The following is a 23,282-nucleotide window of genomic DNA, read 5'->3' on the forward strand; positions in this document are numbered from 1 at the left end:
AGGGCCTCCTCATCGCTCAAGAATCAGCTGTACACACGCCCCAGCAACTGGCGGTGGCTTTCGAACTGATCCAGCACATCACGCACGATCTGCTCCGGCGCAAAGCCCATCAGGTCGTACTCCTGGCTGCCATCGTGCAGGTACACCTCGGCGCGGTAGAAGCGCTGGCGCACTTCCGGCTCACCTTCCACCGGCGCTTCGCTCGGCGCGGCCAGGTAGCCATCCAGGCTCACTTCATAGACGAACGGGTTGCCCTCTTCCATCATCACCCGCAGGCCCATCATGTTGCGCGACTGGCCAACCCGGGTTTCCACCTCGAAGCCCAGGGTCTGCAACTGCGCGGCGGCTTCTTTCAGCGCCGGGCTGACCTGCTTGTCCATGAAACGCTGTACCACGGCCTGGGTCGGCTGCAGTTCCAGCTGGGTCAGGCGCTCGCTGAAGCCACGACGGCCACGGGCGGCCAGCTCGGCACGCTCCTGCTCGACCGCCACGTCCTGTTTCATGGCCTTGTACAGGCCGAACATGAACAGCACCAGCACCACCGAGAACGGCAGGCCCGCCAGCACCACCATGGTCTGCATGGCTTCGAAGTTACCGGCGAACAGCAGGCCGATGGTGACCAAGGTGATGACCACCGACCAGAACACCACCATCCAGTGCGGGGCGTCTTCGTCGACCTTGCCGCCTTTGCACGACAGGTTGGCCATCATCACCGCGCCGGAGTCGGCCGGGGTGAGGAACAGCACGAAGCCGACGAACACCGCTACACCGATCACGATCTTGGCCGCCGGGAAGTATTCCAGCAGCTGGTAGATCGACATCGACGGCTGTTCCAGGGCGGTCTTGCCCAGCTCCACGGCGCCCTGGTTGATCACCAGGTCCAGCGCGGTGTTGCCGAAGATCGACAGCCAGGCCAGGGTGAAGCCCAGCGGGATCAGCAACACGCCGCTAACCAGTTGGCGCACGGTGCGGCCCTTGGAGATACGGGCAATGAACATGCCGACGAACGGGCCCCAGGAGATCCACCAGGCCCAGTAGAACACGGTCCACAGGCCCAGCCAGCGCTCGGACTTGCCGGCTTCGCCTTCATACACATAGAGGTCGAAGGTTTTCAGCACGATGCCGTTGAGGTAGTCGCCGATGTTCTGCACGAAGCCGTTGAGCAGGTGCAGGGTTTCGCCGCCCAGCAGGACGAAGATCAACAGGCCGCTGAACAGCATGATGTTCAGGTTGGACAGGCGGCGAATGCCGTTTTCCACACCAGAGACCGCCGCCACGGTGGCAACGCCGGCCATGACCAGGATCACCATCAGCAGGTTGGTCTTGCTGTGGTCCATGCCGAACAGGTATTCCAGGCCGGAGGCCACCTGCATCGAACCGATGCCCAGGTTGGTCACCAGGCCCAGCAGGGTGACGAACATGCCGAAGATGTCCACGGCATTGCCGGCAGCACCCTTGACCCAACGCTCACCGACCAGCGGGTACAGCGCCGAGCGCAGGGCCAGCGGCTGGTTGTGGCGGTAGGCGAAGTAACCCACGGCCAGGCCGACCAGGGCGTAGATCGCCCAGCCATGCAGGCCCCAGTGCAGGAAGGTCAGCTGCAGGCCCTGGCGCGCTGCGTCGAGGCTGGCAGAAGTGCCTTCCGGTGGGTTGAAGTAGTGGTCCAGCGGCTCGGAGGCGCCGAAGTACAGCAGCGAAATGCCGATACCGGAGGAGAACAGCATGCCGGCCCAGGCGCCATAGCTGAAGTCGGGCTGGTCATCCTTGCCGCCAAGCTTGAGCTTGCCGTAGTCGGAGAAGGCCAGGTAGATGACGAACAGCAGGTAACCACCGATTACCAGCATGTAATACCAGCCGAAGGTGCGCGTCAGCCATTTCTGGGCCACGCCCAGCACCTGGCCGGCGGTTTCGGGTACAGCGATAAGCAAGGCAGTCAGAACGAGGATCATCAGCGCGGAGGTGAAGAACACCACGCGGTTGACCCGTACCCTCTCGGCCGGAGGGTTGGTAAGTGAGGCAGAACTCATTGCACGAATGCTCCGGGCAGTACGGCTGTGGAGGCTAATCAGTCTTTCCCGAGCAATTGGTGGAATATCCCCACTGCATCAGGTGTTATAAAAGCACCCTGGAAACCGTGATCCCGAATCGATACGTTGCAAAAAAACAGACAGGTGGCCTGCTGCAAATGCCACGCCTCAGCCGAGGTGCGCGCATTCGTCACAGATCACCCCGCCCGCTCCAAGGGCCCGCCGCAGGGTCCATGACCGCACGGCAGAATCTGCATTTCGCATCGCTCATGCCCGTCAACGCCTTGTATTCCGGGGGTTACGCGATTTCCTGGGGTGTCAATCCGTGCCTTCTCGACCGCCTGAAAAACTGTCAATGGCACAAATTGTCGCAGAGCTTATTCTTTATTGATTGAACGTTCAATCAAAACAAAATAGACTGGCCTTCGCCGAGTCAGCCGCCCGTCGTCTGCTCGCAGGCCTGAGGAGATAGCAAGATGCCCAAGGTCGGTATGCAACCCATCCGCCGCCAGCAGTTGATCGAAGCCACGTTGCAGGCGGTCGATCAGGTCGGACTGGGCGACGCCAGCATTGCGCTGATTGCCCGTTTGGCCGGTGTGTCGAACGGCATCATCAGTCACTACTTTCGGGACAAGAACGGCCTGATCGCAGCGACGATGGGTTACATCATGAACATGCTCAACGAAGGTGTCAGAGCACGTCGCCAGGCCCTGACGGACGACAGCCCGCGCGCCCACCTGAAAGTGATCATCGAGGGCAACTTCGATGCCAGCCAGGTGAACGGCCCGGCGATGAAAACCTGGTTGGCCTTCTGGGCTTCCAGCATGCACCAGCCCGATTTGCACAGGTTGCAGCGGATCAACGACCACCGCTTGTATTCCAACCTGTGCTGCCAGTTCCGCCGCGCCCTGCCGCTCTACCATGCGCGCAAGGCAGCCCGCGGCCTGGCAGCTTTGATCGACGGCTTGTGGCTGCGTGGCGCCCTGTCGGGTGATGCATTCGACACCGACCAGGCGATACGGATTGCTTACGAATACATGGATCTACAACTGGCTAAGCAGCACACCCTGGGTACAAACGACCAGGCCGCTGAACCAACGCGCACGGCCCTTGCCAACCCGGCAGGAGCGTGACGCGCAAGCCAAACCACACACTGCACTTGCGAGGACACTATGGCCCGTTTCGGAACGCAAAAACTCTACATTGATGGCGCTTACGTCGACGCTGGCAGCGATGCCACCTTCGAAGCCATCAACCCGGCTACCGGCGAAGTCCTCGCCCACGTGCAACGTGCCACCGAGGCTGACGTCGAGAAGGCCGTCGAAAGCGCCGAGCGTGGCCAGAAAGTCTGGGCCGCGATGACCGCCATGCAGCGTTCGCGCATCCTGCGCCGCGCCGTCGAGATCCTGCGCGAGCGCAACGACGAGCTGGCCATGCTGGAAACCCTGGACACCGGCAAGTCGTACTCGGAAACCCGCTACGTCGACATCGTCACCGGCGCCGACGTGCTGGAGTACTACGCTGGCCTGGTTCCGGCCATCGAAGGCGAGCAGATCCCGCTGCGTGAATCGTCCTTCGTCTACACCCGCCGCGAGCCGCTGGGCGTGACCGCCGGTATCGGCGCCTGGAACTACCCGATCCAGATCGCCCTGTGGAAATCCGCCCCGGCCCTGGCCGCCGGCAACGCGATGATCTTCAAGCCGTCGGAAGTCACCTCGCTGACCACCCTGAAACTGGCCGAGATCTACACCGAAGCCGGCCTGCCGAACGGCGTGTTCAACGTCCTGACCGGCAGCGGCCGCGAAGTCGGCACCTGGCTGACCGAGCACCCACGCATCGAAAAAGTCTCCTTCACCGGCGGCACCACCACCGGCAAGAAGGTCATGGCCAGCGCCTCGAGCTCGTCGCTCAAGGAAGTCACCATGGAACTGGGCGGCAAGTCGCCACTGATCATCTGCGCCGACGCCGACCTGGACAAGGCCGCCGACATCGCCATGATGGCCAACTTCTACAGCTCGGGCCAGGTTTGCACCAACGGCACCCGCGTGTTCATCCCGGCTGAAATGAAAGCTGCCTTCGAGGCCAAGATCGTCGAGCGCGTTGCCCGCATCCGCGCTGGCAACCCGGAAGACGAAAACACCAACTTCGGCCCGCTGGTCAGCTTCCAGCACATGGAAAGCGTGCTTGGCTACATCGCCAAGGGCAAGGAAGAAGGTGCCCGCGTGCTGTGCGGTGGCGAACGTCTGACCGCCGGTGATTTCGCCAAGGGTGCGTTCGTGGCCCCGACCGTGTTCACCGACTGCACCGACGACATGACCATCGTCAAGGAAGAGATCTTCGGCCCGGTGATGAGCATCCTCACCTACGAAACCGAAGAAGAAGTCATCCGTCGTGCCAACGACACCGAGTACGGCCTGGCCGCCGGTGTCTGCACCAACGACATCACCCGCGCCCACCGCATCATCCACAAGCTGGAAGCCGGTATCTGCTGGATCAACGCCTGGGGCGAATCGCCGGCCGAAATGCCGGTCGGTGGCTACAAGCAGTCGGGCGTCGGCCGTGAGAACGGCGTCAGCTCGCTGGCTCAATACACTCGCATCAAGTCGGTCCAGGTCGAGCTGGGCGGCTACAACTCGGTCTTCTAAGGCCCTGTCCAGCCACGCCCGTGCCGCTGCGCACGGGCGTTCCCGCTCCCTGATCACCGCCAACACGAGGGTACTTTCATGTCCCAAGAATTCGATTACATCATCGTCGGTGCCGGCTCGGCCGGTAACACCCTGGCGACCCGCCTGACCGAAGACGCCGGCGTCACCGTACTGCTGCTGGAAGCCGGTGGCCCCGACTACCGCTTCGACTTCCGTACCCAGATGCCGGCCGCCCTGGCCTTCCCGCTGCAGGGCCGCCGCTACAACTGGGCCTACGAGACCGACCCGGAGCCGTACATGGACGGCCGCCGCATGGAATGTGGCCGCGGCAAGGGCCTGGGTGGCTCGTCGCTGATCAACGGCATGTGCTACATCCGCGGTAACGCCATGGACTTCGACGGCTGGGCAGAACTGCCAGGCCTGGAAGACTGGACCTACCTGGACTGCCTGCCGTACTTCCGTAAAGCCGAAACCCGCGACATCGGCCCGAACGACTACCACGGGGGCGAAGGCCCGGTCAGCGTGACCACGCCGAAAGCCGGCAACAACCCGCTGTTCCACGCCATGGTCGAAGCCGGCGTGCAGGCCGGTTACCCGCGCACCGAAGACCTGAATGGCTACCAGCAGGAAGGCTTCGGCCCGATGGACCGTACGGTGACCAAGAACGGCCGCCGCTCCAGCACCGCCCGTGGCTATCTGGACCAGGCCAAGAAGCGCCCGAACCTGACCATCGTCACCCACGCCCTGACTGACCGCGTGCTGTTCGACGGCAAGCGCGCCATCGGCGTGACCTACCTGGTCGGCGACAGCGAAGAACGCGTTGAAGCCCGTGCCCGCAAGGAAGTGATCGTCAGCTCCGGCGCCATCGCTTCGCCGCAACTGCTGCAGCGCTCCGGCGTCGGCCCGCGCGCCCTGCTGGAAAGCCTCGACATCCCGGTGGTGCACGACCTGCCGGGCGTTGGCGAGAACCTGCAGGACCACCTGGAACTGTACCTGCAGTACGCCTGCACCCAGCCGGTGTCGCTGTATCCGTCGCTGCTGTGGTGGAACCAGCCGGCCATTGGTGCCGAGTGGATGTTCAACGGCACCGGCATCGGCGCCAGCAACCAGTTCGAGGCCGGTGGTTTCATTCGTACCCGCCCTGAATTCAAGTGGCCGAACATTCAATACCACTTCCTGCCGGTGGCCATTAACTACAACGGCTCCAATGGTGTGAAGGAACACGGCTTCCAGGCGCACATGGGTTCCATGCGCTCGCCTGCTCGCGGCCGCATCCAGGCCAAGTCGAAGGACCCGCGCCAACACCCGAGCATCCTGTTCAACTACATGTCCACCGAGCAGGACTGGCAGGAATTCCGTGACGGCATCCGCCTGACCCGCGAAATCATGGCCCAGCCGGCACTGGACCCGTACCGTGGCCGTGAGATCAGCCCGGGCGCGCACGTGCAGACCGATGAAGAGCTGGACAAGTTCATCCGCGAGCACGCCGAAACCGCCTTCCACCCGTCCTGCTCGTGCAAGATGGGCACCGACGACATGGCGGTGGTCGACGGCGAAGGCCGCGTGCATGGCATGAAGGGCCTGCGCGTGGTCGATGCGTCGATCATGCCGCTGATCATCACCGGCAACCTCAACGCCACCACGATCATGATCGCCGAGAAAATCTCGGACAAGATCCGTGGCCGCAAGCCGCTGCCGCGCAGCACCGCCAAGTACTACGTGGCGGGCGATGCACCGGTGAAGGGCAAGCCGATGCGTGAGGTCAAGCAGGCGTAAACCTGCACCGGCCTCTTCGCGGCTAAAGCCGCTCCCACAGGGTTCACACAGGTTTTGAAAACTGTGCAGTACCTGTGGGAGCGGGTTCACCCGCGAAAGGGCCCGCCCAGGCACCCCCGAAAAGGCACCCACCGCGGTGCCTTTTTTTCATCTGCAGAAACGCTTTACAGCCTGCCAATTCATCAGGTTAGAATCATTTGGCACGCGACCTGCTAGCGTCATGCTATCAAGTCCCCTCCCCCCTGCGGTCCCCGGAGTACCTGCCTTTGGATGCAAGCACCATCAACAGCCTGTTCCTGATCGGCGCATTGCTGGTGGGCGCAAGTATCCTGGTCAGTTCGCTGTCGTCGCGCCTGGGCATCCCTATCCTGGTCATCATCCTCGCCGTCGGCATGGTCGCCGGGGTCGATGGTGGCGGCATCATCTTCAACAACTACCCGACCGCCTACCTGGTGGGCAACCTGGCGCTGGCCGTGATCCTGCTCGACGGCGGCCTGCGCACGCGGGTGGCAAGCTTCCGCGTGGCGCTGTGGCCGGCGCTGTCGCTGGCCACCATCGGCGTGATGATCACCACCGCCCTCACCGGCCTGGTCGCCGCCTGGCTGTTCGACCTGAGCCTGATCCAGGGCCTGCTGATCGGCGCCATCGTCGGCTCCACCGACGCCGCAGCGGTCTTCTCGCTGCTCGGCGGCAAAGGCCTGAACGAGCGGGTTACCGCCACCCTGGAGATCGAGTCGGGCAGCAACGACCCGATGGCGGTGTTCCTCACCGTCACCCTGATCGACATGATCGCCAGCGGCCAGACCGGCCTGCACTGGAGCCTGCTCACCCACCTGCTGCGCGAATTCGGCATCGGCGGACTGCTGGGCCTGGGCGGCGGCTGGCTGATGCTGCAACTGGTCAACCGCATCAAGCTGGCTGGCGGCCTGTACCCCATCCTGGTGATCGCCGGCGGCCTGGTGGTGTTCTCGCTGACCAACGCCCTGCACGGCAGCGGCTTCCTTGCCGTGTACCTGTGCGGCCTGGTGCTGGGCAACAAGCCGATCCGCAGCCGCCACGGCATCCTGCACATGCTCGACGGCATGGCCTGGCTGGCGCAGATCGGCATGTTCCTGGTGCTGGGGCTGCTGGTCACGCCCCACGACCTGCTACCCATCGCCCTGCCGGCGCTGGGCCTGGCGCTGTGGATGATCCTGGTGGCGCGGCCGCTGTCGGTGGTCGCCGCCCTGCTGCCGTTCAAGGCTTTCCATGGCCGCGAAAAGGGCTTCATTTCCTGGGTCGGACTGCGCGGCGCGGTACCGATCATCCTCGCGGTGTTCCCGCTGATGGCCGGCCTGCCGGACGCCCAGCTGTTCTTCAACCTGGCCTTCTTCATCGTGCTGGTGTCGCTGCTGGTGCAAGGCACCAGCCTGCCGTGGATGGCCAAGCTGTTGAAAGTGACAGTACCGCCAGACCCGGCGCCAATCTCCCGTTCCGCCTTGGAAGTGCACATCACCAGCGAGTGGGAAATGTTCGTCTACCGCCTGGGCGCCGAAAAATGGTGCATCGGCGCCGCCCTGCGCGAATTGAAAATGCCCGAAGGCACGCGGATCGCCGCGCTGTTCCGGGGCGAGCAGCTGCTGCACCCGTCCGGCAGTACGGTACTGGAAGTAGGCGACATGCTCTGCGTGATCGGCCACGAACATAACCTGCCGGCCTTGGGCAAACTGTTCAGCCAGGCACCACAACGTGGCCTCGACCTGCGTTTCTTCGGCGACTTCGTGCTCGAAGGCGATGCCGAACTGGGTGCGGTGGCAGCGTTGTACGGCCTGAAACTCGACGGCCTGGACGCGAAAATGCCGCTGGCCCAGTTCATCCGACAGAAGGTCGGAGGCGCTCCAGTAGTAGGTGACCAGGTCGAATGGCATGGCACGATCTGGACCGTGGCCACCATGGACGGGAACAAGATCCAGAAAGTAGGCGTCAGATTCCCCGAAGGAACGCGACCCGGACCAGGATTGTTCCTCTAAACTTCGTTTCTGCCGGATCCACAAGTAGTCTGCCTATGTCCCTGCGCGTGTACCTCCGCACAGCCCTGCTCGGGCTGTGCCTGTCTCTCTCGTTCGCCGCTGGTGCGGCCGAGCTTCCCACCACGACCAGCATCCAGAGCAGCCTGAACAAGATTTCCCAGCCCAAGGGTGCCGAGGCCGACCCCAAGGCTGCGCAACAGACACCGGAGCAGAAGGCCCAGCAACAGGTGCTGGAACAGACCCTGGCACTGCTGCTCAGCAAGGAAGACAGCGAAAAGAAGCTTGAGGCACTCAAGCAGCAATTGGCTGGCGCGCCCAAGGAAACCGCCGACAGCCAGCGCGAGCTGATCAAGCTCAAGGCCAGCAAGCCACTGCCGGTGGCCCAACGCTACGCCACCCTGAACGTGCCACAGCTGGAGCAGATGCTCAGCGAGCGCAGTACGCAACAAGGCGAACTGCAAAAGGCACTGTCGGATGCCAACAGCCTGATCATCAACTCGCAGACCCGCCCAGAGCGGGCTCAGGCAGAAATCAGCAACAACCAGACACGTACCCAGCAGATCAACCTCAGCCTCAAGAGCGGCAAGGAGAACGGCAAGCCACTCAACAGCGACCAACGCAACAAGCTCAATGCCGAGCTGGCGTCGCTCAATGCCCTGACCTCGTTGCGCCGCCAGGAACTGGCTGGCAACGGCCTGCTGCAGGACCTGGGCAATGCCCGTCACGACCTGCTGATCGAGCGCGCCACACGAATGGAGCAGGAAATCCAGGACCTGCAATCGCTGATCAACGAAAAGCGCCTGGCCCAGTCGCAGCAGGCGGTCACCCAGCAGTCGATCGAAGCGCAGAAAGCCGGCGGCAGCACCCTGCTGGCCAACGAAAGCGCTGCCAACCTGAAACTGTCCGACTACCTGCTCAAGAGTACCGACCGCCTCAACGAGCTGACCCAGCAGAACCTGCGCAGCAAGCAGCAGCTGGACAGCCTGACCCAGGCCGACCAGGCCCTGGACGAACAGATCAGCGTGCTCAAGGGCAGCCTGCTGCTGTCCAAGATCCTCTACAAGCAGAAGCAGGCCCTGCCGCACCTGAAAGTCGACCGCGACCTGGCTGACCAGATCGCCGATATCCGTCTTTACCAGTTTGAAGTGAACCAGCAACGCGAGCAGATGAGCAGCCCCGCCGCGTACGTCGACAACCTGCTGCTCGGCCAACCGCAGGAGCAGGTTACCCCTCAGCTGCGCAAGGCGCTGCTGGAGGTGATGATTACCCGCGTCGACCTGCTCGAACGCCTCAGCCGGGAGCTGTCGGCACTGCTCAACGAATCGATCACCCTGCAGCTCAACCAGAAGCAGCTGCTCGGCACCGCCCAGGGCTTGCGCACCACGCTCGAAGAGCAGATGTTCTGGATTCCCAGCAACAAGCCACTGGACTGGGAATGGCTGAGCCGGGTGCCGGCACGCTTCGCCGACCAGGTAGCCAGCCTGCCCTGGGGTTCGGGCCTCAAGGAACTGGCCGATGGGCTGGGCCAGCGCCCGCTGCTGTTCCTGCCCTTGCTGCTGGTGATCGGCGCCCTGCTGTGGCGGCGCAAGTACCTGTACCAACGGCTGGGCAAGGTGCACCAGGACATCGGCCACTTCCGCCGTGACAGCCAGTGGCACACGCCACAGGCGATCCTCATCAACATCCTGCTGGCGATGCCGGTCAGCCTGGGCCTGGCCCTGTGCAGCTACGCCCTGCAGATCGACGCCCGCGGGCAGAACGCCAACCTCGGCGCCGCCCTCTGGCAACTGGCCCAGGCCTGGCTGGTGTTCTACACCGCCTACCGCATCCTCGCCCCGGGCGGCGTGGCGGAAATCCACTTCCGCTGGCACAAGCCGCAGGTCGAGTTCCTGCGCGGCTGGGTGCGCCGCTTGGGCACCGTGGTATTGGCACTGGTCGGTGTGGTGGCGGTGGCCGAACATCAGCCTTCGGCGCTGGCCGATGATGTGCTGGGTATCGGCGTGGTACTGACCTGCTACGCACTGATGGCCTGGCTGCTCAGCCGCCTGCTGCTCAGCAGCCCGGCACACCGCGACACCTCGCTGTTCCGCAAGGCCGTGGGCGTGGCCTTCACCGCCCTGCCCATCGCCCTGTTCGTGGCCGTGTGCTTCGGCTACTACTACACCGCGCTGAAACTTACCGACCGGCTGATCTACACCCTGTACCTGCTGCTGTTCTGGCTGGTGATCGAAGCCGCGTTCGTGCGTGGCCTGTCGGTGGCGGCACGGCGCCTGGCCTACCAGCGCGCGCTGAGCAAGCGGGCGGCGGCCAAGGAAGGGCTGGATGGCGAAGTCATCACCGAAGAGCCGACCCTGGACATCGAGCAGGTCAACCAGCAGTCGCTGCGCCTGATCCGCCTGGCCCTGCTGGGCGGCTTCATCGCCGGCCTGTACTGGGTGTGGTCGGACCTGATCTCGGTGTTCGCCTACCTCAACAATTTCACCCTGTACGAGTACTCCAGCGGCACCGGTGCCACCGCCAGCATGGTGCCGATCAGCCTGGGCGACTTCCTCGGTGCGCTGGTCATCATCGGCATCACCTTCGCGCTAGGACGGAACTTGCCCGGCCTGCTCGAAGTACTGGTGCTGTCGCGGCTCAACCTGGCCCAGGGCAGTGCGTATGCCACTACTACCTTGCTGTCCTATGTCATCGTCGGCGTCGGTATCGTCAGTACCCTGTCGACCCTCGGGGTCAGCTGGGACAAGCTGCAATGGCTGGTGGCCGCGCTGTCGGTGGGCCTGGGCTTCGGCATGCAGGAGATCTTTGCCAACTTCATTTCCGGCATCATGATCCTGTTCGAGCGCCCGGTGCGGATTGGCGACACCATTACCATCGGCAACCTGTCGGGCACGGTGAGCAAGATCCGCATCCGCGCCACCACCATCACCGACTTCGACCGCAAGGACATCATCGTCCCCAACAAGACCTTCATCACCGGTCAGCTGATCAACTGGTCGCTGACCGACACGGTCACCCGGGTAACGCTGAAGCTGGGCATCGACTATGGCTCGGACCTGGACCTGGTGCGCGACCTGCTGCTCAAGGGCGCCCACGCAAACCCACGCGTGCTCAAGGACCCGGAGCCGATCGTGTACTTCCTCAACTTCGGCGAGAGCTCGCTGGACCACGAGCTGCGCATGCACGTACGCGACCTGGGCGACCGCAACCCGACGCTGGACGAGATCAACCGCTACATCAACCGCGAGTTCAAGGCGCACAACATCAAGATCTCGGTGCGCCAGGTCGAGGTGTTTCTGATGGATCCGAAGGGCGGCAAACAGCAGCTGATTCCGGTGGAGCAGCCGAAACCGGATGGCACTCAACCTGTGTGAGTGGACTCCATAGAGCATGAACGCCCAGAATGCCTGCGAGGGCTTCGCCCTCGATCGCCGGCAAGCCAGCTCCCACAGGGGCCGTGCCGCACCCAGGCCCTGCACATCCCCTGTGGGAGCTGGCTTGCCGGCGATGGGCCGCAAAGCGGCCCCCTAGGTACCGACTTCCAGGAGCAGCCCGTGAAAGCCCTCGACCAACTCACCTTCGACAATCGCTTCGCCCGCCTGGGCGACGCGTTCTCCACCCAGGTCCTGCCCGAACCCATCGCAGACCCACGCCTGGTGGTAGCGAGCGAGTCGGCCATGGCGCTGCTCGACCTCGACCCGGCCCAGGCAGAGCTGCCGGTTTTCGCCGAGCTGTTCAGCGGCCACAAGCTATGGGAGGAGGCCGACCCGCGGGCGATGGTCTATTCCGGCCATCAGTTCGGCTCCTACAACCCGCGCCTGGGTGATGGCCGCGGCCTGCTGCTGGCCGAAGTGCTGAATAACCAGGGCGAGCACTGGGACCTGCACCTCAAGGGTGCCGGGCAGACGCCCTACTCGCGCATGGGCGACGGCCGCGCCGTGCTGCGTTCCTCGATCCGCGAGTTCCTCGCCTCCGAGGCCCTGCACGCCCTGGGCATTCCCAGCAGCCGGGCACTGTGCGTGATCGGCTCAAGCACCCCGGTGTGGCGCGAAACCCGCGAAAGCGCGGCCATGCTCACCCGCCTGGCGCAGAGCCATGTGCGTTTCGGGCATTTCGAATACTTCTACTACACCAGGCAGCCGGAACAGCAGCGCGTGCTCATCGACCACGTGCTGGAGCAGCACTACCCCGAATGCCGCGATGCCGAGCAGCCTTATCTGGCCATGTTCCGCACCATCGTCGAGCGCAATGCCGAGCTGATCGCCCGTTGGCAGGCCTATGGTTTCTGCCACGGGGTAATGAACACCGACAACATGTCGATCCTCGGCATCACCTTCGACTTCGGCCCGTACGCCTTCCTCGACGACTTCGACGCCAACTTCATCTGCAACCACTCCGACGACCGTGGCCGCTACAGCTACGCCAACCAGGTACCGATAGCCCACTGGAACCTCAGTGCGCTGGCCCAGGCGCTGACCACGGTGATCGAAGTCGAACCGCTCAAGGAGGCGCTGGGCCTGTTCCTGCCGCTGTACCAGGCACACTACCTTGACCTGATGCGCCGCCGCCTGGGCCTGACCACCGCTGAAGAGGACGACATGGCGTTGGTCGAGCGCCTGCTGCAGCGCATGCAAAGCGGTGGTGTGGACTACAACCTGTTCTTCCGCAAGCTGGGCGATCAGCCCGTGGCCGAGGCGCTGAAGGTGGTGCGTGACGACTTCATTGACCTGGCCGGTTTCGATGCCTGGGGGGCGGACTACCTGGCCCGCTGCGAGCGCGAAGCGGATAATGCCAAAGGGCGGCGTGAGCGCATGCACGCGGTGAACCCGCTATACGTGCTGCGTAACTACCTGGCACAGAAAGCCATCGAAGCGGCGGAAGCGCGGGATTACAGTGAAGTGCGACGGCTGCATGAGGTGCTGAGCCGCCCGTTCGAGGAGCAGGCCGGGATGCAGGGCTATGCCGAACGCCCGCCGGAATGGGGCAAGCACCTGGAAATCAGCTGCTCCTCCTGACCAACTCCGAACCCTGTGGGAGCGGGTTCACCCGCGAAGAATACGACGCGCTGGATGGCACCGGCTACGCCGGTGTTCGCGGGTAAACCCGCTCCCACAGGTACGGCGCTCAACCCAAGGCTTGCGCCGTACCTGTGGGAGCTGGCTTGCCGGCGATAGCGCCCGAACAAACAACACAAGGAATCGACATGTCCGACCCACTGGTAATCCCCTGCCCCCACTGCAACGGCCTCAACCGCCTGCCCGCCGAGCGCCTGGGCGACGCGCCGAAATGCGGCCGCTGCAAACAGGACGTGCTGCTGAGCACCCCCTTCGAACTCACCGAAGCCAGCTACGCCAGCCAGATCAAAGGCGACCTGCCACTGCTGGTCGACATCTGGGCGGATTGGTGCGGTCCGTGCAAGTCCTTCGCCCCCACCTTCGAACAGGCCGCCCGCCAACTGGCCGGCCGCTGCCGCCTGGCCAAGCTCGACAGCGAAGCCAACCGCAACCTGGCCGGGCAACTGGGCATCCGCTCGATCCCCAGCCTGCTGCTGTTCAAGAATGGCCGTGAAGTCAGCCGTCAGGCCGGGGCGTTTCCACTCCAGTCGTTGCTGGAGTGGTTGCGTAGCCAGGGGGTCTAAGCGTTCTCTTCGAGCAGCGAATGCAACTCGACAAACTGCTGGGTCAGCTTGTGCCTGGGCTCCAGGTGAATCAGCGGAAGGCTGGCATGGTGCGACTCACGCATCTTCACCGAGCTGCCCAGGTACACCGGTAGCACCGGGAGCCCTTCGGCCAGCAGCTCGTCGAGCATCTGCTGTGGCAGGCTGGCGCGGGACTGGAACTGGTTGACCACGATGCCTTCGACCACCAGGTCTTCGTTGTGGTCTTCCTTGAGTTCTTCGATCTCGGCCAGCAGGCCATACAGGGCTTGGCGCGAGAAGCTGTCGCAGTCGAAAGGAATCAGCACGCGATCGGCGGCGATCAGTGCGGAAACCGCATAGAAGTTCAGCGCTGGCGGGGTATCGATGTAAATGCGCTCGTAGTCCTCGTCCAGTTCGTCGAGCAACTTACGCAGCTTGTTGATCTTGTGCTTCGCCTCAAGCTTCGGCTGCAGATCGGCCAGCTCGGCCGTGGCGGTGACCACGTGCAGGTTGTCGAACGGGGTTTCGTAGATATCGACCTGGTTCTTCTTGCTGAACGGCCCGCTGGACAGGCTTTGCTTGAAGAAGTCGGCGATGCCCATGGGGATATCGTCGCCGGTCAGGCCAGTCAGGTACTGGGTCGAGTTGGCCTGGGCATCCAGGTCGATCAGCAGGGTCCGATAACCTTCGCTGGCGCTCACCGCCGCCAGGTTGCAAGCGATGCTCGACTTGCCCACACCACCTTTCTGATTGAACACCACGCGCCGCATGATTGACCTCCGTGTATCAACGAATGCCCGAGTATGTGGCGCCGCTGCGGCAATGACCAGTGCCATTTGCCCGGAACAACAGCCTTGTGCTGCCTGCCCTGGCCCTATCGCCGGCAAGCCAAGCGCGTCCCCTGTGGGAGCTGGCTTGTCGGCGATAGGGCCCGATCAGGCAACTACACTGCCCCCGCCAGCCACCTGCCCTGTGAGCAACTCGGCAAATGCCCGTGCCATCGCCGACCCACCATGCTCGCGCTGCACCAGCCACACCGCCGACATCGCCCCTTCATCCAGCAGCGTGCGATAGACCACCCCCTCGATGCGCATGCGCTGGAACGACGCCGGCAGCACCGATACCCCAAGCCCTGCCGATACCAGCCCGATGATGGTCATCGCCTCCCCCGCTTCCTGGGCAAAATGCGGGCTGAAACCCGCCTGGCGCGCCAGGCTCAGCAACTGTGCGTGCAACCCGCTGCCATAGCTGCGCGGGAAGAACACGAACGGCTCATTGGCCAGGGCGGTCATGTGCACGCCATGCTCCGTGCCCTCGGCCAATGGATGCGAGGCATTGATCACTGCCACCAGCGGCTCGCGAAACAGCTCGGTGGCCACCAGCCCTTCCGGCAGCGGCATCGGCCGCATCAGCCCGACCTCGATGGACTCGTCGAACACCCCTTCTGCCACGTCGCGACTGCTCATTTCCTTGAGGTTCAGGTGCACCGCCGGGAAGCGCTGGCGAAACGCGTGGATGGCCTTGGGGATCTTCGAGGTGAACGGTGCCGAGGAGGTAAAGCCGATCTTCATCTCCCCCAGCTCCCCCAACTGCGCACGCCGGGCGACATCGGCGGCCTTTTCCACCTGCGCCAGCACCTGGCGGGCTTCCTCGAGGAACAACCGCCCCGCCTCGCTCAGCTCGACCCGACGGTTGGTACGCTCGAACAGCCGGGCCCCCAGCTCCTGCTCCAGCGCCTGGATCTGCTGACTCAAGGGTGGCTGCGAAATGCCCAGCTGCTGGGCGGCGCGGCCAAAATGCAGCTCTTCGGCCACGGCGATGAAGTAACGCAGATGGCGCAGTTCCATGATCAGCTCCGAACAGGTCGCAAAACATCTCAAATAGGTCGAACAATATATTGGATCTAATCATTAGCCAGCTATATGCTTTTTTTCATTGCGCCAGAGGTACCCGCCCGTGAAAACTGCTGTAGCTCCCCTTCCCGCCGACCCAGAACCTGCCCCGCTGAACGAAATGTGGATCGAAAAAGGCACCCCCGCCTTCATGAAGACCGTGCTGGCGCTATTCAGCGGCGGCTTCGCCACCTTCGCCCTGCTGTACTGCGTGCAGCCGATGATGCCGTTGCTGTCGAAGGAATTTGCCATCAATGCGGCGCAGAGCAGCCTGGTGCTGTCGGTTTCCACAGCCATGCTGGCCTTCGGCCTGCTGATCACCGGGCCGATCTCCGACCGCATCGGGCGCAAGCCGGTGATGGTGTTTGCCCTGGTCTGCGCCGCACTTTCCACCCTGGCCAGCGCGGTGATGCCGAGCTGGGAGCTGGTACTGGCCACCCGCGCCCTGGTCGGCCTGTCGCTGAGCGGCCTGGCGGCGGTGGCGATGACCTACCTGAGCGAAGAGATCCACCCGCAGCACATCGGCCTGGCCATGGGCCTGTACATCGGCGGCAACGCCATTGGCGGCATGAGCGGGCGCCTGATCACCGGCGTGCTGATCGACTTCGTCAGCTGGCACACGGCGATGCTGACCATCGGCGGCCTGGCCCTGGTGGCGGCGCTGGTGTTCTGGAAGGTGCTGCCCGAATCGCGCAATTTCCGCCCGCAGGCGATGAACCCACGCAGCCTGCTGGATGGCTTCGTCATGCACTTCAGGGATGCCGGCCTGCCCTGGCTGTTCCTCGAAGCCTTCCTGCTGATGGGCGCCTTCGTCACCCTGTTCAACTACATCGGCTACCGCCTGCTGGCCGAGCCTTATCACATGAACCAGGCGCTGGTCGGCTTGCTGTCAGTGGTGTACCTGTCTGGCATCTACAGCTCGGCGCAGGTCGGCGCACTGGCTGACAAACTGGGCCGGCGCAAGGTGTTCTGGGCCAGTATCGTGGTAATGGCGGGCGGCTTGCTGATGACCCTGGCCAGCCCGCTGGTGATGGTTATCGTCGGTATGCTGGTGTTCACCTTCGGCTTTTTTGGCGCGCACTCGGTGGCCAGCAGCTGGATCGGCCGCAGGGCTTTGAAGGCCAAGGGACAGGCGTCGTCGCTGTACCTGTTCAGCTATTACGCCGGGTCGAGCGTGGCCGGTACGGCGGGCGGGGTGTTCTGGCACCAGTGGGGCTGGAATGGCATCGGGCTGTTCATTGGCAGCCTGCTGGCGGTGGCGTTGCTGGTGGCGCTGCACCTGAGCAGGTTACCACCGAAATCGGTGTGAAACATTCGCGGGCACGCCCGCTCCCACAGGGACGGCGCCTCACCTGAAGCCACCGCCAAACCTGTGGGAGCGGGCGTGCCCGCGAACTTGCCGTTGGATCAGTTGATGATCTCGACCATATCCACATCCACTTCCCGGCTCATCAGGTGCTTCTCCACCTCACCGGTCAGCTTGACCTTGGTCTTGTCGTTGAACGGCGTCGGCGGCAGGTCTTCATCATCGATTTCCACAGTGATGGTGCCGGTGTTGTCCTTGAACTCGTACTTGTCGTCGTTGTTGATCTTCTTGGTCACGAAGCCTTGCAGCACCACTGGGGTGTCGTCGGCAGCATCGTTGGCCGCAGCTACGGTGGTGACCGACTGAGCGCCGGGGCCGGTGTAGCCGGCAGCCAGGGCGGCAGTGCTGAACAGAGGGGCGAGGATCAAGGCGAGGTAACGGATTTTCATGGGACAGGTCCTGATTCGATTTCGATGGAAACAGCCTACCGCTGCTGGCTGAAGCCAACCTTAATCAGCACTGGCCTCATCCAGCGCCAACCCCAACTGCGCCTGCAGCTGCTCCCCAACAACTTGCAACTGCAAACTGCGGACCTGCGCGCCGTCAAGCTCCAGCGCATGCAGCCACCCCAGCAGTGGCGCAGGCTCGCCCTCGAGGCTTAGGTCCACCTGACCGGCCCGTGCCTGCAACCCGGAAATTCGCAAACCGGCGGCCAGTGCGCGTTGGTTCAGAACAGCGGGTGTCAGCACCGTCACCGCTTCCCCGGCCAAGGCCGGGCCTGTCGAAACCCGTTGCAGATGCCCGCTGAGCTTCAGCTCATGCGCATGGGCGAGCTCGGCCTGTTGCGAGCGCTGCTTGCCGGGTACCCAGGCAAACTGCCAGAGCACGACCATGGCCAAACTCCAGAGTGCGGCCATGATCACGGCCCTTCGATCACCGGGTATCGATTGCCATTGGCCTATCAAGGCCTGCCCAATCCACCGCATCAGCGAATCTCCCTGAAAGTCAGGGTCGCGCGCACAACCTGCTCGACCTGCCGGGCTTGATCCATCAGCACGGCAGGGGCCCGCTGGCGCAAGCGCTCAAGGTCATCGAAACCTTGCGCAACCACTTCCATTCGCCACCCTTCGCCGGGACTGGACACGGCCCGTTCAACCGTGATGTTCCCGGTTTCCACCAATTGCTCCGTGAAAGAAACCAGCCCCTCGACGGCAGTCTTCTCCCGGGGACGGAACTCCAGCGCCCTGATCTGCGTGGCCAGGTCACCTGCGACAGACTGCTCGGGCGCCCAACGCAGAAACGTCTGAAGATTCTCGGCATGTAGCTGTGCTGTACGTTCCGACAGCCATTCAGCACGCAGATGTTCCGCCAGGCACACCATTGCGAAGGCCAGCAGCGCTCCGCCCGCCAGGGAGGGCCAGGGCACGATCGGGCTGCGTCGCCGAAATGGCCCCTGAAGCAGGTCCAGGGCCTTGGCCCGACCTTGGATGAAGGTGTGAAAGGCGCTATCGACGGTTTGGTTGTGGGCCGCCTGCCCTGCATCAGCAGCTTCGGCCGGCCGCTCCATCGGCGGCAGCTGGCGCACCAGGACCTCGGCCGCCTGGGGGCCGGCGACCAGCCAAGGCCCACCATGCCCACCCGACAACCAGCGACCCTCGAGCCACAGTGCACGGGGCTGCTCGGTGCCCAGCAGGTCGGCATCGACATGGATCCCGAGCGGGTCGATTCCCTGGCTTTTCAACAAGGCCATCAGGCTGGCCAGAACCTGACGCTCTATCACCAGAGCCCGGCGATGCCCCTGCGCATCCGGCGGGCCGAACACCAGATGCAGCGTTTCCAGCGGCGCTGCCAAATGGTCTTCGGCAGCGTAGGCCAATGTTTCAGGCTTGGGCCGCTTGCCCGGCACAGGACCGATCTCGCAACTACCGAGCATCTCCATGGGTACCACCACGATAGCAGGACCGGTGAGCGTCGAAGCCAGCTCCTCCAGTCGTGCCTTGTGCAGGCTGCCGTCCGCCGCACGCAGCCACACCGGCCACCGCGCATCGGCCGCCGCAACCCCTTCCGGCAACAGGTACAGCCAATTCTCACTCATCTGCTCTTTGCTCCCGCATCGCAGAAAACATACGCCGCACCACACGAACCTGATGCGTGTCCAAATCGATCTCCAGGTCGCTGTACAGGTACATGCGCTTACCTGCCATCTCTGCCTGCACCTCCAGGCGAAACCAGCGGCTGGTCACGGCCAGCCCGCGCCTGTCCAGACCCACGCCCTCCAGTTGGGGCAGAGCCAAAAAACGCTCTACCGTGGGGTAACCCGCTTCGGGGCGCTCGCTTACCAGTTGGCTTGCCACCGTAAGCGACACCTCGGCGGACGCCGCAAGCAGTAGGGCCGGGGCCGTATTGATGTTGAGCCGCGCCTCCTTGGGCAACACCACGACCCAAGGCTGCAAACGCGCCATTACCTCAGCGGAAACACCCGGCAACGTACGCAACTGGGTTGGGTCGAGCATCGGTTGGCCAGCGAGCCCTTCCAAAGCGGGTGGCTCCACCTGCAACGAATGGCACAGGCGCTCCCAGCGCTTGAGCAGCAGCGGGTCGGGTGCCTTGCCTGCCATCAGGGCGCCGAGGTTCAAGCGGCCCGAGAGGTCCTCCAGCTGCAGGCTCAGTTGCCCCTGACCAAGGGTGAACGCTCGGGGCTGGGCCCAGGATTGTCGAACATGAGTGACCTGCAGTACTTCACCTACCTCACGGCGCAAACTCGCCAGGGCATGCTGCTCGCCGGCCTGGGCCAAACGCAGCAAGCGCGACGCTTCGATCTGCTGGCTTACACCACCAATCAGCAGTTGATGACTGCGCAACATACCGGCTGACAGCAACGTGAGCAGCGCCATGACAAGCAGCACGGTGACCAGCGCAAGCCCCTTTTGCCGTTGCCCCCTCATTGGCTGGTGCCTCCCAGCGGCAGTACCCGCCGGATCTGTTCAAAACGCCTGGTCGACAGTGTCACCTCCAGCGCCTGCGGTGGCACCGGCCGGCGCTGGGCCATTGGCCAGCGCGCCTGCCAGCCGCTACCGGGCACGTGCAGACGCCAATGCAGCTCGCCTACACCTTCGAGCAAACGCTGCGGGCGTGGCTGGCCTTGCCCCAGCGTGCGTCGCTGGCGCCACAGCACGCCGTCTTCGAGCCAGTACTCGACAACCCTCAGCTCGCTGCGTTTGAGCGCTTGGCTGCCTTGTTCGCTGGCCAACCAATGGACCCGAGTGCCGTTCAGCAGAATGCCGTAACCGCCCTTGCCCAGGCTCGCGGGCGCATACCCCAGCATGGCGTCGCGCTGGATCAAGCTCATGGCCCTGCCCAGCGCACGCAGCTCATCGGCCTGTGCCTGGCGTGCGTTCTCGGCACGCATGAACACATCGAGCACGCGCGCACTTCCGATAGCCAGGACGGCAAAGATAGCGAGCGCCAACAGCAACTCGATCAAGGTGAAGCCCCCCTGGCGGGTCATCCTGCCCGGGCTAGCGCGGCGCATCCGCCATCCCCAGCCACCCCGTGGCCTGATGCAGCACCTGGCGATCCGCAGCAAGGCCCACACGTACCTGCACTTCCAGCAAGCCACCCACGCCCAGGCGGCGGCTTTCGTGCAGAGTCCAGCGGTGTTGACCGAACATGACCTCCAGGCTCCGCTGGCCGGGAGCCGGCGCAGCTTGCAGGCCCAGCTCCGTCAGGTGGTTGTCGGCCACCCAACTAGCCAATAGGCGCTCTCGAACCCCCTGCGATTGCGCCAGTACATGCTGGCTGGCCGTGGTCACCGCCACGGCCAGTACTGCGAAAATCGCCAGCGCCACCAACACCTCCAACAGGGTGAAGCCGCGTTCAGTGCACGAACTGGGGGTCATTGAGGCCATCACTCGACACGGAAACAAGGCGCACATCGTCCGCCTCGAAATGCAGGGAAAACGGCGTGTGCTCGTCATTACCGTACATCAGCAGTTGCGGCGCCCCGCCAGCCAGGGCATATGGCACAGGTAGCCCATCGATCTCCAAGCGCAGGTCCAGGTCAATATCGCGATGCCTGCCGGCTGCCTCCCAGCCATCCTCGGAGGCTTTGAGCAGTTGGTAGCTCTGGGCATCGATGCGAATACCTTGCGTCAGCCCTTCCAGCACCGCCTGCTGCCGCGCGTACTGCACCAACTGGAGGAAGAGGCTGGCCTCCTGGCTGGCCCCACGCTGCGGATCGCGTGCGAATGTGAACCCGGCCATACCCATCACAATGCCCAGCAACAGCATCACCAGAAGCAGCTCCAGCAGGGTGAAGCCTCGAGAGCGGCGCTGTTTCATTCAGACCAGTTACCGATATCAGCATCCATTTCCTCACCGCCCGGCTGGCCGTCGCCGCCCAGGGAGTAGAGGTCATAGCCCTGGGTCGAACGGGTTCCTGGGCTTGCGTACTGGTAATGCGAGCCCCAGGGGTCGGTTGGCGTGCTCTTCAGATAGCCTTGGGCACTCCATTGACGTGGCAGTGGCGCCAACGTTGGGCGTTTCACCAAGGCGTCAAGCCCTTGCGCGGTTGTCGGGTAGCGGCCGTTGTCCAGACGGTAGATTTCCAGCGCGGTGGAAATTGACTGGATATCGGTGCGAGCTGCGGTCAGCTTGGCATGGTCGGGACGGCTCATGACGTTGGGCAGCACCAGCGCGCCAAGAACCCCCAGGATAATGACCACCACCATGATTTCGATGAGAGTGAAGCCGCGTTCGGCGCGGCGTGATGAACGCATGGACATGTCAGTTGACCAGTTGGTTGAGGTTGAGGATCGGCAGCAGGATGGCGAGCACGATGAACAGCACGATGCCCCCCATCACCAGCAGCATCAGGGGCTCACAGAGGCTCACCAGCAAGGAAATACGCCCTGCCAGTTGTTTGGCCTGAAGGTCTGCGGCACGTTCGAGCATGGTGTCCAGCTCACCGGCGCGTTCGCCGCTGGCGATCATGTGCAGCATCAGCGGTGGCAAGGCTTCGCTGCGTGCCAGGCAGTTGGCCAGCGTGGTGCCCTCACCCAGCTCACGGGCGGCCCGCAGCAGGCGCTCGCGTAGAATCAGGTTGCCGATCACGGCCGCGCTGATGTTCATCGCCTCGACCAATACCACGCCGCTGCGCCCCAGGATCGCAAGGGTGCTGATGAAGCGGGCCGCTTCACTGGCCCGGACAAATTCGCCATATCCGGGCAGGCGCAGTGAAAAGCCATGCCATTGGCTGCGCCTTGCCGGTTGGCGAAGGGCACAGGCAACCAGTGCAATGGCCATGACCAATAGCGCCAGCGCTGCCAAGCCGTAATGGTTCGTGGCATCGCTCAAGGCGATCAGCACTCGCGTTGCCAGCGGCAGCTGTGCATGGTCACGCGAAAAAGCCTGCACCACGTCTGGCACCACATAGCCCAGCAGAAAACCCACCACCAGCAACGAGACAACCAGCAGGATCACCGGGTAAACCATCGCCAGCTGTACCTTCTGTCGCAGGGCCTGATGGTTCTCGCCATGCTCGGCCAAACGCTCGAGCACACCTGCCAGGTGGCCGGAACGTTCGGCAGCGGCCACGGTGGCCCGATAAACCATGGGAAATGCCTGTGGGTAATGCGCCAGGGCCTGCGCCAGCGCATGGCCTTCGACAACCCGCTCAGCCACGCCGCGCAATACCTGACGTACGTGGCGCGGCGTACTCTGCTCGGCAACTGCCTGCAACGCCTCGGTCAACGGCACCCCGGCATGCAGCAGAGTCGCCAGCTGGCGCGTCAGCAGCGAGCGCCGGGCCAGACTCAGGGTATTGCGAGCCAGCAACCGGGCCAAAGGGGATGCCCCCAAGGGGCTAATGCTCAGCACCAGCAACCCTTGCTCGCGCAATGTTTGCCGGGCCTGGCGCGCACCCGACGCTTCCACGGTGCCTCGCTGGCGCACACCCTTTGCATCCTGGGCCTGATAGCGGAACAGCGCCATG

The 23,282-nt window shown here is 63.7% G+C and carries 20 protein-coding genes; 8 read left to right on the top strand and 12 right to left on the bottom strand.

All coding sequences use genetic code 11. From position 1 onward, the window contains the following. Positions 1-23: 23 nt before the first annotated feature. Positions 24-1,970 carry a BCCT family transporter gene (locus RYH74_RS00770; RefSeq protein WP_237141004.1) on the bottom strand — a complete coding sequence of 649 codons (1,947 nt, stop codon included), beginning with the start codon at positions 1,968-1,970 and terminating at the stop codon, positions 24-26. A gap of 533 nt (positions 1,971-2,503) precedes the next feature. On the opposite strand from RYH74_RS00770, the gene betI reads away from it, so the two are divergent. The 7 genes from betI (at position 2,504) to trxC (ending at position 14,092) form a co-directional block, all read left to right on the top strand. Beyond that, on the top strand, positions 2,504-3,160 hold the full coding sequence (betI, locus tag RYH74_RS00775) for a transcriptional regulator BetI (protein ID WP_025340942.1): 657 nt from the start codon (positions 2,504-2,506) through the stop codon (positions 3,158-3,160). A 39-nt stretch (positions 3,161-3,199) separates the two neighbouring features. Further along, the gene (gene betB, locus RYH74_RS00780) at positions 3,200-4,672 is read left to right on the top strand and encodes a betaine-aldehyde dehydrogenase (RefSeq protein WP_025340943.1); all 1,473 of its coding nucleotides are present in this window, start codon (positions 3,200-3,202) and stop codon (positions 4,670-4,672) included. Positions 4,673-4,750: 78 nt separating this feature from the next. Continuing rightward, complete coding sequence (gene betA, locus RYH74_RS00785; protein ID WP_075046623.1) at positions 4,751-6,448, top strand: choline dehydrogenase; 1,698 nt, start codon at positions 4,751-4,753, stop codon at positions 6,446-6,448. A 266-nt stretch (positions 6,449-6,714) separates the two neighbouring features. Continuing rightward, complete coding sequence (locus RYH74_RS00790; RefSeq protein WP_025340945.1) at positions 6,715-8,457, top strand: potassium/proton antiporter; 1,743 nt, start codon at positions 6,715-6,717, stop codon at positions 8,455-8,457. Between the two features lie 35 nt (positions 8,458-8,492). Next, entirely contained in the window at positions 8,493-11,828 is a 3,336-nt protein-coding gene (gene mscK / locus RYH74_RS00795) for a mechanosensitive channel MscK (RefSeq protein ID WP_286100696.1), read from the top strand. 180 nt (positions 11,829-12,008) lie between these two features. Further along, the gene (selO, locus tag RYH74_RS00800) at positions 12,009-13,469 is read left to right on the top strand and encodes a protein adenylyltransferase SelO (RefSeq protein WP_317408826.1); all 1,461 of its coding nucleotides are present in this window, start codon (positions 12,009-12,011) and stop codon (positions 13,467-13,469) included. Positions 13,470-13,657: 188 nt separating this feature from the next. After that, entirely contained in the window at positions 13,658-14,092 is a 435-nt protein-coding gene (gene trxC, locus RYH74_RS00805) for a thioredoxin TrxC (RefSeq protein ID WP_025340948.1), read from the top strand. Here trxC and RYH74_RS00810 read toward each other — a convergent pair. Beyond that, entirely contained in the window at positions 14,089-14,862 is a 774-nt protein-coding gene (locus RYH74_RS00810; RefSeq protein WP_025340949.1) for a ParA family protein, read from the bottom strand. The two genes, trxC and RYH74_RS00810, sit on opposite strands and share 4 nt — an antisense overlap. A gap of 165 nt (positions 14,863-15,027) precedes the next feature. Further along, positions 15,028-15,939, bottom strand: coding sequence for a LysR family transcriptional regulator (locus RYH74_RS00815; protein WP_085663473.1), 912 nt, complete (start codon positions 15,937-15,939; stop codon positions 15,028-15,030). A 166-nt stretch (positions 15,940-16,105) separates the two neighbouring features. Here RYH74_RS00815 and RYH74_RS00820 point away from each other — a divergent pair, with 166 nt between their 5' ends. After that, positions 16,106-17,293, top strand: coding sequence for an MFS transporter (locus RYH74_RS00820; RefSeq protein WP_317408938.1), 1,188 nt, complete (start codon positions 16,106-16,108; stop codon positions 17,291-17,293). 98 nt (positions 17,294-17,391) lie between these two features. Here the strand turns inward: RYH74_RS00820 and RYH74_RS00825 are convergent, their stop codons facing one another. The 9 genes from RYH74_RS00825 to gspF form a co-directional block, all read right to left on the bottom strand. Further along, on the bottom strand, positions 17,392-17,739 hold the full coding sequence (locus RYH74_RS00825; protein WP_075046628.1) for a YgiW/YdeI family stress tolerance OB fold protein: 348 nt from the start codon (positions 17,737-17,739) through the stop codon (positions 17,392-17,394). 60 nt (positions 17,740-17,799) lie between these two features. Next, entirely contained in the window at positions 17,800-18,207 is a 408-nt protein-coding gene (locus RYH74_RS00830; RefSeq protein WP_317408827.1) for a hypothetical protein, read from the bottom strand. A 68-nt stretch (positions 18,208-18,275) separates the two neighbouring features. Next, positions 18,276-19,385, bottom strand: coding sequence for a type II secretion system protein GspL (gspL, locus tag RYH74_RS00835; protein ID WP_317408828.1), 1,110 nt, complete (start codon positions 19,383-19,385; stop codon positions 18,276-18,278). Beyond that, positions 19,378-20,184 (bottom strand): general secretion pathway protein GspK, encoded by an 807-nt coding sequence (locus RYH74_RS00840; protein WP_317408829.1) that lies wholly within the window; start codon positions 20,182-20,184, stop codon positions 19,378-19,380. Before RYH74_RS00840 ends, gspL begins: the two co-directional genes overlap by 8 nt. 47 nt (positions 20,185-20,231) lie before the next feature. Next, entirely contained in the window at positions 20,232-20,822 is a 591-nt protein-coding gene (locus tag RYH74_RS00845) for a type II secretion system protein GspJ (protein ID WP_317408830.1), read from the bottom strand. Next, positions 20,809-21,189, bottom strand: a complete 381-nt coding sequence (gene gspI / locus RYH74_RS00850; RefSeq protein ID WP_112249638.1) for a type II secretion system minor pseudopilin GspI — start codon at positions 21,187-21,189, stop codon at positions 20,809-20,811. The genes RYH74_RS00845 and gspI overlap by 14 nt, the downstream gene beginning before the upstream one ends. After that, positions 21,167-21,631, bottom strand: a complete 465-nt coding sequence (gspH, locus tag RYH74_RS00855; RefSeq protein ID WP_317408831.1) for a type II secretion system minor pseudopilin GspH — start codon at positions 21,629-21,631, stop codon at positions 21,167-21,169. Before gspH ends, gspI begins: the two co-directional genes overlap by 23 nt. Beyond that, positions 21,628-22,074 (bottom strand): type II secretion system major pseudopilin GspG, encoded by a 447-nt coding sequence (gene gspG, locus RYH74_RS00860; RefSeq protein WP_317408832.1) that lies wholly within the window; start codon positions 22,072-22,074, stop codon positions 21,628-21,630. Before gspG ends, gspH begins: the two co-directional genes overlap by 4 nt. Before the next feature lies 1 nt (position 22,075). Then, entirely contained in the window at positions 22,076-23,281 is a 1,206-nt protein-coding gene (gene gspF / locus RYH74_RS00865) for a type II secretion system inner membrane protein GspF (protein ID WP_317408834.1), read from the bottom strand. Position 23,282 lies beyond the last annotated feature (1 nt).

It is taken from the genome of Pseudomonas sp. LSJ-87, from assembly GCF_032971465.1.
GTDB classification, from domain to species: Bacteria; Pseudomonadota; Gammaproteobacteria; order Pseudomonadales; family Pseudomonadaceae; genus Aquipseudomonas; species Aquipseudomonas putida_Z.